Source organism: Klenkia taihuensis, from assembly GCF_900112525.1.
Classification (GTDB): Bacteria; Actinomycetota; Actinomycetes; order Mycobacteriales; family Geodermatophilaceae; genus Klenkia; species Klenkia taihuensis.
The window spans coordinates 370535-387571 of the sequence record NZ_FOMD01000001.1; the positions used below are offsets into that span (position 1 = coordinate 370535).

Genomic DNA, 17037 nt, shown 5'->3' on the forward strand with positions numbered 1-17037 from the left:
CCGTGCAGCAGGTCGCCCCTGTCTGGACGTGCTGGCCCCCCTACCCGTCGCCGCCCGGACCTCAACCCACCCGGCGCAGCAGCCCGTGCTCCTCGACCGCGGGGATGGACAGCGTCCGGTACCCCACGGAGTCGAACAGGACGACGACGCGGTCGCCCTCGGTGCGCATCACCCGGCCCGCGCCCCACTCGGTGTGCTCCACCGCCGCGTCGGCGACCAGGTCGCCGTCGGGGGCCTCCTGCCGCTCGGACGTACCCGCCGAGCAGGTGTCGCAGTTGCCGCACGGCTCGGCGAGCTCCTCGCCGAAGTAGCCCAGCAGGTACTGGCGCCGGCAGCCGGTGGTGTCGGCCAGCCCGCGCACCATCTCCACCCGGCTCTCGTCGACCCGCTGCCGGTGCTCGGCCAGCTCCCGCGCCGCGGCGGCCGCCGCGCCCGGTGCCGGGCCGTCGGGGGCGGGGGTGACGGTGCCGTCGTCGGCGAGCAGGACCGCGCCCACCTGGTCGAGGAGGTTCAGGTCGCGGGTGAGCGGGCTGGCGCCGCGCCCGGTCTCCTCGCGCAGCGCGGCGACGTCGACCCGCACCCCGGCCTCGGCGCCGGCCCGGACCAGCCCGGCCACGTGCTGCAGGTCCTCGAGGTCGGGGACGCCGGCGGCGAAGAACTTCCGCAGGCCGAGGTCCTCCTGCCGGAAGAACAGGACGGCGACGGCGGGCTCGCCGTCCCGCCCGGCGCGGCCGATCTCCTGGTACCAGCTGTCGACCGAGTCGGCGGGCTCGGCGTGCAGCACGAACCGGACGTCGGGCTTGTCGATGCCCATGCCGAACGCGGTGGTGGCGACGACGACGTCCAGGTCCCCGCCCATGAAGGCCTCCTGCACCTCCTCGCGCTCGGCCTTGCGCAGCCCGGCGTGGTAGGCCCGGGCCCGCAGGCCGCGCTCGGCGAGGGCGTCGGCGAGGGTGAGGGTGCCCTTGCGGGTGGCGCTGTAGACGATGCCGGTGCCGTGCCCGGCCTCGGCGACGGCCCGGTCGAGCAGCGCGGCGGTCTTGCGGTCGGCGTCGGCGTGGTGCTCGACCTCCAGCCGGATCTCCGGCCGGTCGAACCCGGCGACCACGACGGCGGGGTCGGTCATCCGCAGCCGCTCGACGACCTCGCTGCGCACCGGGGGGGCGGCGGTGGCGGTCAGCGCCAGCACGGTGGGGGAGCCCAGCTGCTCGACGACGGCGCCCAGCCGCAGGTAGTCGGGGCGGAAGTCGTGGCCCCAGGCGGAGACGCAGTGCGCCTCGTCGACGACGAACAGCGCCGGGACGGTGACCGCCAGCGCGGCGACCACCTCCGCGCGGGCCAGCTGCTCCGGGGCGAGGAACAGGAAGCGGACCGATCCGTCACGCAGGCCGTCGAGGGCCGCCTGCTGGTCGGTCGCGGACTCCGCGGAGTTCAGCAGCGCGGCGGCCAGGCCGAGGTCGTGCAGGCGCTGCACCTGGTCCCGCTGCAGGGCGATGAGCGGGGAGACCACGACCACCGGGCCCTCCAGCAGCTCGCCGGCGACGGTGTAGACCAGCGACTTGCCGGCGCCGCTGGGCAGCACGGCCAGGGTGTCCTGCCCGGCGCAGACCGCCTGCAGCGCGGCCTCCTGGCCGGGCCGGAAGACCGCGTCGGCGTCGCCGAGCAGCTCGCGGGTGCGTTCCCGGATGCGGCGGGTGCGCACCGCCACGGAGGCCCCCGCCACGGGGCGGCGGGAAACGGTGCTGGTGCTGGTCACGAGGCGGTGCCGGAGGGGGTCACCAGCCGCTGCTGCCCCCCGTCGGAGGGGCCTCAAACGAGCCGCAGGTCAGCGCCCGATCGAGTTCCGTAGGACGGTCGCGCACACTGTGCTCCGTGTCCCGCCCGCTCACCCTCATGGCCGTGCACGCCCACCCCGACGACGAGGCCACGTCCACCGGCGGCGTCCTGGCCAAGTACGCCGCCGAGGGCGTCACCACCGTGCTCGTGACCTGCACCGACGGGGCGCTGGGCGACGCCGGCACGGTGAAGCCGGGGGAGGAGGGGCACTCCACCGAGGAGGTCGTGGCCGCCCGCGCGGCCGAGCTCGCGGAGAGCTGCCGCATCCTCGGCGTCACCCACGCCCACCAGCTCGGCTACCACGACAGCGGGATGATGGGCTGGCCGCAGAACGACGCCCCCGGCGCCTTCTGGACGACGCCGCTCGAGGAGCCGGTCGCCCGGCTGGCGGAGCTGATCCGGCAGCACCGGCCCGACGTCGTCGTCACCTACGACGAGAACGGCTTCTACGGCCACCCCGACCACATCCAGGCGCACCGGGTCACCGTCGCGGCCCTCGACGCAGCGGGCTCGGACGCCCGGCTCTACTACTCCACCGTCCGGCGCTCGGACTTCGCCCGGTTCGGCGAGCTGCTGCGCGAGGCGGGGGAGGAGATGCCGGAGGCCGAGGAGGGGCAGGAGATGCCCGAGATGGGGGCCGAGGACGACCAGGTCGCCGTCGAGGTCGACGTCCAGGAGTTCGCCCGGGCCAAGCGGGACTCCCTCGCCGCCCACGCCAGCCAGGTGGAGAACATCTTCTTCCTCAAGCTGTCGCCGGACACCTTCCGCGCCGCGATGGGCCACGAGGCCTTCGTGCAGGCCCGACCGCCCCGCGAGCCGGGCGGCCCGGTCGCCGACGACCTGTTCCACGGGCTGCGCTGACCGCATCCGCGGAGCCTGGGCCCCCACGGGGCCGCACCTGCGTCTAGGGTGCCGCTCGTGACCGCCACCTACCGGATCGCCGAGGCCGCCCAGCTGCTCGGCGTCAGCGACGACACCGTCCGGCGCTGGATCGACAGCGACCGCCTCGCCGCCCACCGCGGCGGCACCGGCCCCGCCCAGGTCGACGGCACCGACCTCGCCCGGGTGGCCACCGAGCTGCACGAGGCGCCGGCGCCGGGTACCACGCGTGGCTCCAGCGCCCGCAACCGGCTCACCGGCATCGTCACGCGGGTCGTCCGCGACACGGTGATGGCGCAGGTCGAGATCCAGTGCGGGCCCTACCGGATGGTCTCGCTGATGAGCCGCGAGGCCGCCGACGAGCTGGGCCTGGAGGTCGGCGTCCGCGCCGTCGCCACGGTCAAGGCCACCCAGGTCAGCGTGGACGTGCCGTGAGGCGCGCCCTGCCGGCCCTGGCCGTCGCCGGTCTGCTCTCCCTCACCGCCTGCGGGGGGTCCGCGTCCCCCGACGCCGCGGGGACGTCCTCGTCGTCCGGCAGCGGGGGCGAGCTCACCGGCACCCTGACCGTCTTCGCCGCGGCCAGCCTCACCGACGTCTTCACCGGCCTCGGCGACCAGCTGATGGCCGAGAACCCCGACCTGGACATCACGTTCAACTTCGCCGGCAGCTCCGCGCTGGCCACCCAGATCACCCAGGGCGCCCCGGCCGACGTGTTCGCCAGCGCGAACCAGACCCAGATGGGCGTCGTCACCGGCGCCGGGCTGGCCGAGGGCGACCCGACCGTGTTCACCGAGAACGTCCTGGAGATCGCCGTCCCGCCGGACAACCCGGCCGACGTCACCGGGCTGTCGGACTTCGCGGACGCCGACCTGACGCTGGCGGTCTGCGCGCCCGACGTGCCGTGCGGCGCCGCGGCCGAGCAGGTCTTCGAGGCGGCCGGCATCACCGCCCAGCCCGACACGCTGGAGGAGGACGTGCGCGCAGCGCTCACCAAGGTCGAGCTGGGCGAGGTGGACGCCGCGCTGGTCTACGCCTCCGACGTGCAGGCCGCCGGCGACCAGGTGGAGGGCATCGGGTTCCCGGAGGCCGAGGACGCGGTCAACGAGTACCCGATCTGCACGCTCGCCGGGTCGCAGAACCCGGGGGCCGCGCGGGCCTTCCTCGACCTGGTGGAGTCCGAGGCCGGTCAGCGGGCGCTGACCGACGCCGGGTTCCGGAGCCCCACGTCCTGAGCCGCACCCGACGGGGGAACGGCGTCCCCCTGCCCCTGCTGCTGCCGGCCCTGCTGGGCGTGGCCTTCCTGGTGCTGCCCCTGCTCGGCCTGCTGGTCCGTGCGCCGTGGTCGGAGCTCTGGCCGCAGCTGACGCAGCCGCAGGTCGGGCAGGCGCTGCGGTTGTCGCTGGTCAGCGCGACGCTGGCGACGCTCGTCTCGCTGGTGCTCGGCGTCCCGATCGCCTGGGTGCTGGCCCGCTCGACCCTCCGCGGCCGGTCGGTGCTGCGCGCGCTGGTCACCGTGCCGCTGGTGCTGCCGCCGGTGGTGGGGGGCGTCGCGCTGTTCCTCGTGCTCGGCCGGCAGGGGATCCTCGGCCGCTGGCTGTACGAGACCTTCGACTACACGATCCCGTTCACCACCACCGCGGTCGTCATCGCCGAGACGTTCGTCGCCATGCCGTTCCTGGTGATCAGCGTCGAGGGCGCGCTGCGCGCGGCCGACGCCCGGTTCGAGGACGCCGCGGCCACCCTCGGCGCCGACCGGTGGACGACGTTCCGCCGGGTCACCCTGCCGCTCGTCGCCCCGGGGGTGGCGGCCGGCGCGGTGCTGTGCTGGGCCCGGGCGCTGGGGGAGTTCGGGGCCACGATCACCTTCGCCGGCAACTTCCCGGGGACCACGCAGACCATGCCGTTGGCGGTCTACCTGGCGCTGCAGAGCAACCCGGAGGGCGCCATCGTGCTCTCGCTGGTGCTGCTGGCGGTCTCGCTGGCCACCCTCCTGCTGCTCCGCGACCGCTGGCTGGGCCGGTCGGGGGTGCCGACGTGAGCCTGCGCGCGCACGTCGTCGTCCGGCGGGGGGCGCTGCTGGTCGACGTCGACCTGGCCGTCGCCGACGGCGAGGTGCTGGCCGTGCTCGGCCCCAACGGGGCCGGCAAGTCCACCGTGCTGCGGGTGCTGGCCGGCCTGCTCGTCCCGGACGGCGGCCGGGTGGCCGTCGGGGACGACGTCTGGGACGACGGCGACCGGCACCTGCCCGCCCACCGGCGCCCGCTGGGCATGGTGTTCCAGGACCACCTGCTCTTCCCGCACCTGTCGACCACCGACAACGTGGCGTTCGGGCTGCGCACCCGGGGCGTGCGCAGGGCCGAGGCCCGCAGCACGGCCGAGGGGTGGCTGCGGAGGGTCGGCCTCGAGGGGTTCGGCGACCGCCGGCCCACCCAGCTGTCCGGCGGGCAGGCGCAGCGGGCGGCGCTGGCCCGGGCGCTGGTGGGGGAGCCCCGGCTGCTGCTGCTGGACGAGCCGCTCAGCGCGCTGGACGCCCGCACCCGGCTCACCGTGCGCGCCGAGCTGCGCCGGCACCTGGCCGAGTTCGCCGGCTGCGCGGTGCTGGTCAGCCACGACCCGGTCGACGCGATGGCGCTGGCCGACCGGGTGCTGGTGGTCGAGGACGGCCGGGTCGTGCAGGAGGGGACGCCGGCCGAGGTGGCCCGGATGCCGCGCACCGACTACGTCGCCCGGCTGGTCGGGCTGTCGCTGCTGCCCGGGGTGGGCCGGGGCCGGTCGGTCGAGCTGGACGGCGGGGGCGCGGTCGCGGTGGCGGAGGAGGCCCAGGGCCCGGTGTTCGTCGCCGTCCGGCCCGGGACGGTCTCCCTGTACCTGTCCCGGCCCGACGGCAGCCCGCGCAACGTCTGGCCCGCGACCCTGGTGGCGGCGACGCCGCACGGGTCGACGGTGCGCTGCGACCTCGACGGCGAGGTGCCGCTGACCGCCGACGTCACCGCGACCGCCTTCGCCGAGCTGGGGCTGCAGCCCGGCGCCCGGGTGTGGGCCAGCGTCAAGGCCTCCGAGGTCGCCGTCTACCCCCGCTGACCACCCCCGCGGGGTCAGGTGGCGCACGACGGGGTTCAGAACGGAACCTCCTGGGTCGAAACTGGCGGCGTGACGAGGTCCCGCCCCCGGCCGGCCGCCGCGCGCGCCGCCGCGGTGGTCGCGCTGCTCGCTCTGCTCGCCGCCGGGGGGCTGCTCGCGGCCGGCGCCCTCCCGCGGACCGTGGGCGTGGCCCTGGTCGGCGCCGGTGCGCTGACCGCGACGACCGTGACCGCGGGCGTCGTGCTGCGCCGGGCCGGCCGCACCGCCCACCCCCGGGCCTGGCGCGTCTACGGCACGTCCCTGCTCATCGGCTGCGTGGCCACCGGCGCGGTCCAGGCGGTGGCCGGCTCGACCCGCGAGGCCGTCCTCGCCAGCCTCCCCGGCCAGGTCCTGGGGACGACGGCGATCCTGCTGATGGCCGACCGGTCCGCGCTGCGCGCGCAGCGGTCGGTGGTGCTGTCCTCCCTCGCGCTGTACGTGGTCGCCACCCAGCTCGCGCTGCACACCGCCCTGCGGATGCTGGCGGCGCTGCCCGGCATCCCGCCCGCGCTGGACCCGCAGGCCTCGCTGCTGCTGTGCTCCGGCATCGCGCTGGTCACCGGTTCGGCGCTCACCGTCTACTCCACCCGCGGGGCGGCGTCCCGCCAGCGCGGTGCGACGCTGCTGGTCGGCCAGGCGTGCTGGTCGCTGGTCGCGCTGTCGGCCCAGCTCACCCCCCGCGACCTGGCCTCCCCGCTGCAGTCGGTCACCCTGCTCGCCAGCTGCGGCGCCGTCGTCGCCGTGCTGCGGGCGGTCCGGCTGGACCAGGCGGCGGCCCCGGGGCCCGCGGGGCCGGCGTCCGGGCGGCGATCGGCGGTCGCCGCGATGCTGCCGCACGTGGTCGCCCTGGTGGGCGGCACCGGGCTCATCGTGAGCGTCCCGGTGACCGGCTCGCTGGACCTGGTCTCGACCGCGCTCGGCGTCGTCGGCCTCGGCCTGCTCGTGGTGCACCAGTTCGTGGCCTGGCGGGCGATGTCCGCGCTGGGGGAGGACCTGCGGCGCAGCGACGCCCGGTTCCGCACCCTGGTGCGGGGGAGCGAGGACCCGGTGGTGGTGCTCGACGAGCAGCTCCGGGTCAGCTGGGTCTCCTCCACGATCGACGACCTGCTCGGCCTCGCGCCGGAGGACGTCGTCGGCCAGCCGCTGGTCAGCGCGGCGCACCCGGACGACGTCGCGTGGTTGTGCGAGGCGCTCACCGGCGCCGCGGGCGTGCCCGCCGCGGCCGAGGTGGTCACCGTCCGCCTGCGCCACCGCGACGGCCGCTGGCGGCTGATCCGGGCCCGCGTCCGCGACCTGCGCGCCGACCCCGACGTCGCCGCCCTCGTGCTCTACGCCCGCGACGTCACCGACACCGGGTCGGTGCCCCGGGAGACCGCCCGGCCGTCGGCGGCCGTGGTCGACGCGGACACCGGCCTGCCCAACGCCACCGCGCTGGCCCGCCGCCTGCAGCCCGAGGCCCGGGTGCCCGGCGCCGCCGAGGGTCAGGGCGCGCTGCTGCTGGTCGGCGTCCGCGGCCTGCCCGAGGCGGGGTCGGTCGTCCTGCTCGAGGTGCTCGGGGCCCTCACCCGGGTGCTGCGCGACGGCGACTGGCTGGCCCGCCCGGCGCCGGACCAGTTCGCCGTCCTCGTCGCCGGCGGCGACGCCGACGCGCTGGTCGTGGCCCGGCGGGTGCTGCACGCCCTGGACCGCGTCCGCCCGTCGGCGGGCCGGACGGCGGTGCGCAGCGCGGCCGGGGTGGTGCGGCTCGAGGCGGGTGCCGGCAGCGGGGAGCTGCTGCGCCGGGCGGAGACCACCCTGGGCGTCGCGCAGGCCGCGACCACCGACGAGGAACGGGTGGCCGGCTGGTCGACCGCGGCCCGGCTGCAGCAGGACCGCCGGACGGTGCTGCGCGCCGACCTGCCCGCCGCGGTCGCCGGCGGCGCGCTGGCCGTCGAGTACCAGCCGGTCGTCGACCTGGCGCTGCACCGCGCCGCGACCGTCGAGGCACTGGTCCGCTGGACCCACCCGGTGCTGGGCCCGGTCTCGCCCGACGAGTTCGTGCCCCTGGCCGAGGAGGCGCACCTGGTCGCCGACCTGGGCCGGCACGTGCTGCGGACGGCGACCGCGCGGGTGGCCGAGCTGGCCGACAGCCGGGTCTCGGTGGCGGTGAACGTGTCCACCACGCACCTGGTGAGCGGCTCGCTGGTGGCCGACGTCGCCGCCGCGCTGCGGGGGAGCGGGCTGCCCCCCACCCGTCTGGTCGTGGAGATCACCGAGTCGGTGCTGCTCGAGGACCGGCACGTCGCCGCGGACCTGCAGGCCCTCCGCGACCTCGGCGTCCGCATCGCCGTCGACGACTTCGGCACCGGGTGGTCCTCGCTCGCCTACCTGGCCGGCCTGCCGGTGGACCTGCTGAAGATGGACAAGCAGTTCCTCGCCGGTCTGGTCGGTGACCCGCAGCGGCAGGCGCTGTGCCGGGTGGTGCTGCACCTGGGCAGCAGCCTGGGTCTGCCCGTCGTGGTCGAGGGCGTGGAGACCGAGGCCGAGCTGCACCTGGTGCACGGCATGGGCCACCGCTTCGTGCAGGGCTACGTCTTCTCCTGCCCGGTCGGTCCCGACGACCTGCCGGGCGTGCTGGCCGAGCTGGACACCGCGGGCCGGGGCGTGGTCGTCGGCTGACCGGTCAGCCGCGGTGGTCGGCCCAGACGTCGTAGGACAGCCGCACCACCAGCGCGGCGGCCACGACCAGGAACACCACCCGGATGAACCGGTTGCCGCGCGCGATCGCCATCCGGGCGCCCAGGTAGGCGCCGGCCACGTTGGCGGCGGCCATGAGCAGGCCCAGGCCGACCAGGACGGCGCCGGTGGGCAGGAAGAAGGCCAGCGCGCCCAGGTTGGTGGCCACGTTGACCACCTTCGCCGTCGCGCTGGCCCGCAGGAAGTCGTGGCCGACCACGGCGATCAGCCCGATCACCAGGAACGTGCCGGTCCCGGGGCCGAGGACGCCGTCGTAGAAGCCGATGACCGCGGCGAGCACCATCGCCAGGCCGTAGTGCGCCAGCGCCTCCCGCCGGGGCCGGGGCAGGTCGCCCAGCGAGGGCCGCAGCGCGGTGACCGCCGCGACCACCACCAGCGCCACCACGATGACCGGCTTGATCGCCTCGGCCGGCAAGCTGGCGGCCACCGACGCCCCGAGCAGGCTGAGCACGAAGGCGACGGCCGCCATCGGCAGCGCGGTGCGCAGGTCGGTGCCGGTGCGCCGCAGGTAGGTGAGCGCGCTGGTGGTGGTCCCGGCGACCGAGGCCAGCTTGTTGGTGGCCAGCGCCTGCAGCGGGGACAGGCCGCCGACCAGCAGCAGGGCGGGCAGCTGCACCAGCCCGCCGCCGCCCACGACGGCGTCCACCCACCCGGCGGCGGCCGCGGCGAGCAGCAGGACCAGCAGCGACGTGGCCGACCCGTCGGGTGGCAGCAGGTCCCACGGCACGGGGCACGACGGTAGTGCGGGCCTCAGACCGGCGCGGCGGGCCGGGGTTCCACGTGGAACGGCGCGCGGGCACGCGACCACCCGGACAGGGAGACGGCCAGCACGGAGGTGGTCACCAGGGCCGCGGTGGGGGCCAGCACCGCCCACGGCGCCCGTTCGACGTAGGGCATGCCCTCCGCCAGGAGCAGCCCCCACTCGGGGGTGGGCGGGGTGGGTCCGAGCCCCAGGAAGCCCAGCGCGGCCAGGGCCAGCGCGATGCCGGGCAGCCGCAGCACGGCGTTGCGGGTGACCGGCCCGAGCACCGCCGGGACGACGTGCCGCCAGGTCACCGCGGCCGGGCCCACGCCGAGCACCGGCAGGACCCGCACGTGCGCCGAGGCGCGCACCTCGCCGGTCGCGGCGGCGACGTGCGCGGCCACCGGGGCCCAGCTGACCAGTAGGACGGCGACCGCGGCACCCGCCAGCGACGAGCCGGCCACCGCGGCGACCAGCACGCCCACGATCACCGGCGGGGCGGCGTTCGCGACCTCGACCGGGCCGACCGACGCCCGGGGCAGCAACCCGACCAGCAGGCCCACCAGCAGGCTGGCCGCGGTGACCAGCACGGCGGTGCCGACGGTGTCGACCGCGCCGTGCGCGACCCGGGCCAGCAGGTCGCGCCCGCTGGCGTCGGCGCCCAGGGGCAGCGCCCAGCTCGGCGGGGCCAGCCTCGGGTGGGCCGAGGTCAGCGGGTCCCGGCCGATCCCGGCCAGCACGGTGCCGGCCAGCAGCGCCAGGCAGACCCCGGGCAGCACCCGGTCCCGCCGTCGCCAGGTGCGCACCGGCTCGGCGACCGGCACGGTGCCGGTGCGCACTGCCCGGCCGAGCAGCAGGACCCGCAGCGCGCCGGCCGCGGTGCCGAGCACCGCCGAGAGGGCCAGCAGCACCAGCACCGCGGCCTGCAGCGCCGGCAGGTCCTGGGACTCCGCCGCCCCGAGGGTGAGCCGGCCGAGCCCGGGGACGGCGAAGACCTGCTCGACGGCGACCGCACCGCCGGTCAGCCCGACGAGCACGAGGGCGACCTGGGTGGTGAGCGCCGGCAGCGTGCGCCGCAGCAGGGCGCGCACCAGCTGGCCGGCCGAGGCACCGGACACCTGCCAGGTCAGCACCCACCGCTCCGTGCTCGCCGCGGTGACCGCGTCGGCCAGCAGCCGGCCGACCAGGCCGCCGGCCGGCAGGCCCAGCGCCAGGGCGGGGAGCACGGCCGAGTGCAGGCCGTCCCAGCCGTAGGGCGGGAACCAGCCCAGCCAGACCGCGCCGACCACCAGCAGCACCGACGCCAGCAGGAACTCCGGCAGCGCGACGAGCGCCGCGCCGGCGACGCCGGACGGCCGGCCCGGGCTGCCCTGCACGGCCCGGCGCAGCGCGGGCGCGCAGAGCGCCGCGGCGACGGCCGCCGCGACCACCACCGCCAGGCCCATGAGGGTCAGCGAGACCCCCAGGGCGGTGAGGGTGCCCGGGCCGACCGGCGTGCCCGAGACCCACGACGTGCCCAGGTCGCCCCGCAGCACCCCGCCCGACCACGACCGCAGCAGGGCCAGCGGTCCCCGGTCGAGGCCGAGGTCGGCCCGGATCGACGCCAGCGCCTCGGGCGTGGCCTCCTGCTCGGCCGACCGGGCGCGCAGCACCGACAGCTCGGGGCTGCGCCCCGACAGCCAGGGCAGGACGCCGATCAGCGCCACCACCCCGGCCAGCGAGAGCAGTCGCGAGGCGCCCACGCCCAGCCGGCCGGCCACCGTCAGTCCCCGACCGCGGTCTCGGTGGTGATCAGAACGCGCTCGCGGGGGTCGCGGGCGGCGCCGGTGACCCCGGCCTGCTCGCCCTGGACGACCCGCTCGTGCAGCATCGGCACCGCCGCGCCGGTGGCCAGCACCGCCGCCTCGGCCTGCAGGACCAGCGCCCGCCGCTGCGCACCGGCGGGGGCCGCGGCCGCCGCCTGCAGCGCCGCGTCGACGGCCGGGTCGCAGAGCTGGGAGATGTTGAACGACCCGGCGCAGGAGAAGTCGCTGGTCAGGTAGGCGACCGGGTCGCCGGAGTCGAGCACGGTGGCCCGCGACAGGATGAACGCGTCGAAGGCGCCGGCCAGCGCGTCGGCCTCGATGAAGGAGTACTCGCGCACGTCCTGGGTCACGGTGAACCCGACGGCCTCCAGCTGCTGCTGCACCAGGACGGCGACCTCGGGCAGCTCGGCCCGGTCGGTGAAGGTGCCCAGCGTGATCGGGGTGCCGGGCGGGACCGTGCCGGCGGCGGGCAGGTCGAGCTCGCCGCGGCCCTCGGCCGCCCAGGGCAGCGCCGGTCCGAGCAGGCCCTCGGCGACGTCGGCCCGGCCCTCGTAGACGTTCTCCACGATGGTGGCGCGGGCGACGGCGTCGCGGGCGGCGGCGCGGACCGCGGGGTCGGCGAACGGACCGCTCCCGGTGTTCAGGTAGAGGGTGTTGGTGCGCGGCATGGGCACCTCGTGGACCAGCGCGGGGTCCAGCAGCGCGGCCTGGGAGACCGGGATGGCCTCGACGACGTCCGCCGTCCCGGTGCGCAGGGCGGCGCCGCGGGCCGTGCCGTCGGGCACGAAGTCGACGTCGAGGCCGCTGGCCGCGGCCGGCTCGCCCCAGTAGCCGTCGAACCGGTCGAGGGTGGCGCCGGAGGTGCCGTCGACGGCCACCAGCTCGAAGGGGCCGGTGCCGGTGCCGATCGGGCTCACCGTGCCGTCCTCGGCGTAGGCGGAGGCGGCGAGGACGGCCAGCTGCGGGCTGGACAGGCGCTGGGGCACCAGCGGGTCGGCCACGGCGGTGGTCACGACGACCTCGTCGCCGTCGGCCACCGCGGTGAGCTCGACGCCGTCGAGGATGCGGGGCCGGGGGGAGGCCTGGGTGGCCGCGGTCAGCGACGCGGCGGCCTGCTCGGCGGTCAGGGTGGTGCCGTCGTGGAACCGCACGTCGGGGCGGACGGTGAAGCGCCAGGTCAGGTCGTCGGTCCGGGTCCACTCCGTGGCGAGCGCGGGCTGGGCCTCGCCGTCCTCGTCGAGCACGACCAGGGTCTCGGCGGTGCTCCAGCGGGAGAGCTTGAACGCGTCGTCCGAGAGGGGGGACAGCCCCGACCGGGGCGGCTGCAGCATGGCGAGGGAGATCCGGCCGTCGTCGGCGGCGGCCGGGTCGGTGGCGGTGCTGAAGCAGCCGCTGAGCAGCAGGGCGGCGGTGGTGGCGAGCACGCCGGTGCGCAGCAGCGGGCGGCGGGTGGGCGTGGTGCGGACGGCCTTCATCGACGGGGGTTCCTCGTGGGTGGGGGACGGGCTTCAGGCCGGCAGGCGCGGGACCGCGGCGACAAGGGCGCGCGTGGCCGGGTGGTGCGGGTCGGCCAGCAGCGCGCCGGTGGCGCGGTCCTCGACGACCACGCCGTCGTCGAGCACCACCGTGCGGGGGCAGAGCCGGGACACGACCGAGAGGTCGTGCGAGACGAGGAGGAGGGCGAGGCCGCCCTCGGCAGACAGGTCGCCGAGCAGCTCGACGACCTGCCGCCGGACCGCGAGGTCGAGGCCGCTGACCGGTTCGTCGGCCAGCAGCACCTCGGGCGCGGGGGCGAGCGCGCGGGCGAGCGCGACCCGCTGGGCCTGACCGCCGGACAGCTCGCCGGGGCGCCGGTCGGTCAGCGCGGGGTCCAGGCGCACCCGCCGCAGCGCGGTGGCGACGGCGGCGCGGTGGTCATCGGGGACGGCGAGGGCGCGCAGCGGTTCGGCCACCAGGGCGCCCACCGTCATGCGGGGGTCCAGGGTGCTGGCCGGGTCCTGCGGCACGTACTGCACCCGTCGGCGGAACCAGCGCAGGCCGGGGGCGCGGCCGGGCCGCACGGGGCGGCCGTCGCAGTGCACCGTGCCGGCGTCGGGGACGTCGAGGGCGAGCAGGCAGCGCAGCAGCGTCGACTTGCCCGAGCCCGACCGGCCGACCAGGCCCAGCCGTTCGCCGGGGGCCAGCTGCAGGTCGACGCCGCGCAGGGCCCGGTGCCGTTCCCGGCGCGCCCAGGGGCGGGGCCGGGTGCCGGGGTGGGTGCGCTCGAGGCCCGCCGCGGCGAGGACGGCGCTCACGCGGCGGCCCGAGCGGCGGTGACCAGCTCGCGCAGGTGGTCCGACGCCGGCGCGCCGACCAGCTCGCCGGCCGGGCCCTGCTCGACGACCCGGCCCCCGCACAGCACCGCGACCCGGTCGCAGAGCGCGGCCGCGACGGCGACGTCGTGGGTGACGAACAGCAGGGCGCTGCCGCGGGTGTGCTCCCGCAGCACGTCGACGACCTGGGCCTGGGTGACGAGGTCGAGCGCGGTGGTGGGCTCGTCGGCGACCAGCAGGCCGGCCCGGGCGGCCAGCGCGATCGCGGTGCAGACCCGCTGCCGCTGGCCGCCGGACAGCTCACCGGGGACGCTGCGCAGCACCCGCTCGGGGTCGGCGAGGCCGACGGCGGCCAGCAGCTCGAGCGCCCGGGCCCGGACGGCGGACCCGCGCAGCCCGGCCCGCCGGCGCAGCGGGGTGGCCAGCTGGGCGCCCACGGTGACCAGCGGGTTGAGCGCGGCCAGCGGGTCCTGGGCGACGGCGGCGACCCGCGTGGCCGCGGCCCGCCGCGCGGCCGGGACGCCGAGCACCTCCTCGCCGGCCACCCGCACCGACCCGGTGGCCACCGCCCCGGCGGGCAGCCGGCCGAGCACGGCGCCGGCGGTGAGCGACTTGCCCGAACCCGAGGCGCCGACGAGCGCGGTGCGCGACCCGGCGGGGACGACGAGGTCGACGCCGTGCAGCAGCCGGGTGCCGCCGACCGACACGACGAGGTCCGTCACCTCCAGGGCGGACCCCGCCGTGTCGGTACTGGTAATCATTCTCAACAAGCTAGCGGAGGTGGTCTCCCGGGTCGCGACCGGGTGCTCGGGGGTCCAGCAGGTCGCGACGGCCCAGCGGCGCGACCCGCGTCAGGACCCGACCTCGACGACGACCTTGCCGGCCAGCTCCCCGCGGGTGGCCCGGGCGTGCACGTCGGCCAGCTGCGCCAGCGGCACCCGCTCGCCGACGGCGACCCGCAGCTCGCCGCGGTCGACCCGGGCCACCAGCTCGGCCAGCTGGGCGGCGTCGCTGCGCACGTAGACGTCGACCCCGCGCACGCCCCGGGCCTCGTCGGCGGGTGCCGGCATCCACACCGTCGTGCTGACCACCGCCCCGCCGTCGCGGACCAGGCCGGCCAGCGCGGCGAACGCGTCGGGCTCCAGCGGGGCCAGATTGAGCACCAGGTCGACCGGCTCGGCGACGGCGGCGGCCAGGTCGCCGGCGGTGTGGTCGACGACCTCTGCCGCGCCGGCGGCCAGGACGGCGTCCCGGCTGCGGGGGCTCGCGGTGGCCACGACGTGCGCGCCGGCCGCGGCCGCGAGCTGCACGGCCTACCCGCCGACCGCGGCGCCGGCCCCCACGACCAGCACCCGCTGACCGGCGGTCAGGCCACCGTGGTCGAACAGCGCCTGCCAGGCGGTCAGCCCCACCAGGGGCAGGGCCGCGGCGTCGACCATCGGGACGGCGGCGGGCGCGGGGGTGAGCACCTCGGCGGGGGCGAGCACCTGCTCGGCGGCGGCGCCGTCGGGGACCATCGGCAGGAAGCCGACCACCCGGTCGCCGACCGCCCAGCCCGTGACGCCCTCGCCGAGCGCGTCGACCGTGCCGGCCAGGTCCACGCCGGGGACGTGCGGCAGGGCGACCGGGAAGGGGCCCTGCATGACGCCGAGGCGGATGTTGCCGTCGACGGCGTTGAAGGAGGTGGCGGCGACCCGCACCCGCACCTCCCCGGGGCCGGGCGCGGGGAGCGGGACCTCCTCGAGGCGGAGGACGTCGGGGGTGCCGAACTCGTGGAACCGGACTGCCTGCATGGCCGTGACCTCTCTCGATGTGCTTCGAATTCGCAACATCGATGACGCGAGCAGTACTTCGAATTCGTAGCAACAGTGGTCGCTACGATCCCCGGGTGGCCCGCCTCGCACCGCAGCAGCTGGAGGTGTACTTCGCCCTCATGGAGGCCGCGAGCCTGCTGCAGTACGCCGTGGAGCAGCAGCTGCGCGATGACGGGCCGCTGAGCTGGGTGCAGTTCCAGGTGCTCGCCGGCCTCGCGCTCGGGGACCGGCCCAGCGAGCGGATGACCGACATCGCCGACCGCGTCGTGCACAGCCGCAGCGGGCTGACCTACCAGGCCGGGGTGCTCGAGAAGCGCGGGCTCGTCACCCGCTCGCCCGACCCCGTCGACGACCGCGGCACCGTCGTCACCATCACCGATGCCGGGCGGGCCCTGGTGGACCAGGTGCTGCCCGGCCACGAGGACGTCGTCCAGGGCGCCCTGCTGGACCACCTGGACCCCGAGGACTCCGGTCGGCTCACCGCGCTGCTGCAGGACCTGCGCGACCGGATGCGCGCCCGTCCGCCCCGCTCCGCCCGCCGGCGCTGAGCCGGCTCAGCCCCGCGGGTGGGCGGTGGCGATGACCGAGCCGACCTTCCGGGGACCCGGGTCGGTGTCGACGTGGTCGGCGACGCCGGCCTGCAGCAGGACCACGATGTCGGACCCGCCGAACTGGAAGAAGCCGAACTGCTGGCCCTTGGCCGCCGTCGTCCCGGGCACCGCGGTGATCCGCACCGACGCGACGTGGGCCATGCCGACCGCGACCACGGCGACGAGGCCGAGGTCCGGTCCGTTGCCGACCGCGGTGTCCAGCACGACCCAGCCGCGGGTCTGGTGGAACTCGTAGCCGCTGTCGGCCGCGTCGACCGACTCGAGCTGGCCGTCGACGAGGTCCACCTGCATGTACGCGTGGCCCTGCACCACGGGGGCCTCGAGCACCCGCCCGGCCACCGGAAGGTGGAACCGGTGGTAGGAGGACGGCGGGAGCATGTAGTGGGTGAACGTGCCGCCGGCGACGGCCTCGGCGTGCTCGCTGCCGGTCATCAGCTCGGGGATCGACCCGTAGGTGTGGGTGCGCTTGATGCTCGTGGCCGGGATGCGGTGGTCGGCCCCGATGTCGTAGTGGTGCACGAACGAGCAGTCCGCCGGCGAGGTGACCACCCGGACGTCGTCGGGCGCGCTGATCGGCCGCAGGCCGGGGTTGAGCTCGCGGGCGAAGAACTGGTTGAACGTCAGCCACCCGCTGGGGGCGTTCGGGAAGCCGTCGACCATCGACTCCTCGACGGTGTAGTCGGGCGCGTCGTCCAGGAAAGACTGCAGGATCTCCGGGCCGAAGGACTCCGGGGTGTCCAGGAACGCGCCCCACTCCCGCGCGTAGTCGGTGAGCCGGTCGGCGAAGTCGGCGGACTCCTCGACCGCGCGCGGCTCGTCCTCGTCGTGCTGGTCGACCAGCCAGAACAGGTGGGCCAGGCGGGTGCTCACCTCCTGGGCGGACCGGTGGGCGGGGTCGGGCTCGCGCCAGGCCGGGTGGTCGCTCTCCTGCGGGATCCACCGGAGGAAGTCGTGCAGGTAGGACCGGTAGGCGGCCAGGTCGGTGGGCCAGGTGAGGACGCCGAGGACCTCGGGGTCCAGGCCGGCGCGGGCCCGCTCGGCGGCCAGCACCAGGGAGTGCTCCAGCCGGTCGCACAGGCGCGGGTCGTCGGCCAGCAGCGCGTCCAGCGCGGCCAGGACGTCGGGGCGGGCGTGGGTGGGCGGCACGGCGGACCTCTCGGTGCGGGGACCGGCCCGAGCTCG

16 protein-coding genes and 1 pseudogene are annotated in these 17037 nt (G+C 76.8%); 8 read left to right on the plus strand and 9 right to left on the minus strand.

Features of this window, described 5'->3' with window-relative positions; translation table 11 throughout:
• Positions 1-61: 61 nt before the first annotated feature.
• The gene (locus BM158_RS01795; RefSeq protein ID WP_242657448.1) at positions 62-1756 is read right to left on the minus strand and encodes a RecQ family ATP-dependent DNA helicase; all 1695 of its coding nucleotides are present in this window, start codon (positions 1754-1756) and stop codon (positions 62-64) included.
• A 116-nt stretch (positions 1757-1872) separates the two neighbouring features.
• Here BM158_RS01795 and BM158_RS01800 point away from each other — a divergent pair, with 116 nt between their 5' ends.
• The 7 genes and pseudogenes from BM158_RS01800 to BM158_RS01825 all read left to right on the plus strand — a co-directional run bounded on the left by BM158_RS01800 (position 1873) and on the right by BM158_RS01825 (position 8493).
• The gene (locus BM158_RS01800; RefSeq protein WP_207506091.1) at positions 1873-2697 is read left to right on the plus strand and encodes a PIG-L family deacetylase; all 825 of its coding nucleotides are present in this window, start codon (positions 1873-1875) and stop codon (positions 2695-2697) included.
• 57 nt (positions 2698-2754) lie between these two features.
• A complete protein-coding gene (locus BM158_RS01805) occupies positions 2755-3150 on the plus strand; it encodes a TOBE domain-containing protein (protein ID WP_091554026.1) in 396 nt (131 codons plus the stop codon).
• On the plus strand, positions 3147-3947 hold the full coding sequence (modA, locus tag BM158_RS01810; protein WP_091554029.1) for a molybdate ABC transporter substrate-binding protein: 801 nt from the start codon (positions 3147-3149) through the stop codon (positions 3945-3947). The genes BM158_RS01805 and modA overlap by 4 nt, the downstream gene beginning before the upstream one ends.
• Positions 3948-4006: 59 nt before the next feature.
• Entirely contained in the window at positions 4007-4753 is a 747-nt protein-coding gene (locus BM158_RS01815; protein ID WP_229827517.1) for an ABC transporter permease, read from the plus strand.
• Positions 4754-4782: 29 nt separating this feature from the next.
• Positions 4783-5220: pseudogene (locus BM158_RS22835) on the plus strand (ATP-binding cassette domain-containing protein); the annotation flags it as partial.
• 198 nt (positions 5221-5418) lie between these two features.
• Positions 5419-5796, plus strand: coding sequence for a TOBE domain-containing protein (locus tag BM158_RS22840; RefSeq protein ID WP_423221520.1), 378 nt, complete (start codon positions 5419-5421; stop codon positions 5794-5796).
• A gap of 69 nt (positions 5797-5865) precedes the next feature.
• Positions 5866-8493: a putative bifunctional diguanylate cyclase/phosphodiesterase gene (locus BM158_RS01825; RefSeq protein WP_131801956.1), complete on the plus strand. Its 2628-nt coding sequence runs from the start codon at positions 5866-5868 to the stop codon at positions 8491-8493.
• A gap of 4 nt (positions 8494-8497) precedes the next feature.
• Here the strand turns inward: BM158_RS01825 and BM158_RS01830 are convergent, their stop codons facing one another.
• From BM158_RS01830 to BM158_RS22205, 7 genes are all read right to left on the minus strand, one after another.
• Positions 8498-9298: a TSUP family transporter gene (locus BM158_RS01830; protein ID WP_191328577.1), complete on the minus strand. Its 801-nt coding sequence runs from the start codon at positions 9296-9298 to the stop codon at positions 8498-8500.
• Positions 9299-9321: 23 nt separating this feature from the next.
• Entirely contained in the window at positions 9322-11073 is a 1752-nt protein-coding gene (locus tag BM158_RS01835) for an ABC transporter permease subunit (RefSeq protein ID WP_207506093.1), read from the minus strand.
• 2 nt (positions 11074-11075) lie between these two features.
• Positions 11076-12593, minus strand: coding sequence for an ABC transporter substrate-binding protein (locus tag BM158_RS01840; protein WP_091554040.1), 1518 nt, complete (start codon positions 12591-12593; stop codon positions 11076-11078).
• 33 nt (positions 12594-12626) lie between these two features.
• Positions 12627-13412, minus strand: a complete 786-nt coding sequence (locus tag BM158_RS01845) for an ABC transporter ATP-binding protein (RefSeq protein WP_109504816.1) — start codon at positions 13410-13412, stop codon at positions 12627-12629.
• Entirely contained in the window at positions 13409-14191 is a 783-nt protein-coding gene (locus BM158_RS01850; RefSeq protein WP_091554043.1) for an ATP-binding cassette domain-containing protein, read from the minus strand. Before BM158_RS01850 ends, BM158_RS01845 begins: the two co-directional genes overlap by 4 nt.
• A gap of 90 nt (positions 14192-14281) precedes the next feature.
• Positions 14282-14740 carry a zinc-binding dehydrogenase gene (locus BM158_RS22200; protein ID WP_229827516.1) on the minus strand — a complete coding sequence of 153 codons (459 nt, stop codon included), beginning with the start codon at positions 14738-14740 and terminating at the stop codon, positions 14282-14284.
• A 3-nt stretch (positions 14741-14743) separates the two neighbouring features.
• The gene (locus BM158_RS22205) at positions 14744-15223 is read right to left on the minus strand and encodes an NADP-dependent oxidoreductase (protein ID WP_229827515.1); all 480 of its coding nucleotides are present in this window, start codon (positions 15221-15223) and stop codon (positions 14744-14746) included.
• A gap of 95 nt (positions 15224-15318) precedes the next feature.
• Between BM158_RS22205 and BM158_RS01860 the strand changes: the two genes are divergently transcribed.
• Entirely contained in the window at positions 15319-15792 is a 474-nt protein-coding gene (locus BM158_RS01860; protein WP_229827514.1) for a MarR family winged helix-turn-helix transcriptional regulator, read from the plus strand.
• A gap of 6 nt (positions 15793-15798) precedes the next feature.
• On the opposite strand, the gene BM158_RS01865 is transcribed toward BM158_RS01860, so the two are convergent.
• Positions 15799-17001, minus strand: a complete 1203-nt coding sequence (locus tag BM158_RS01865) for a phosphatidylserine decarboxylase (protein WP_207506100.1) — start codon at positions 16999-17001, stop codon at positions 15799-15801.
• Positions 17002-17037 lie beyond the last annotated feature (36 nt).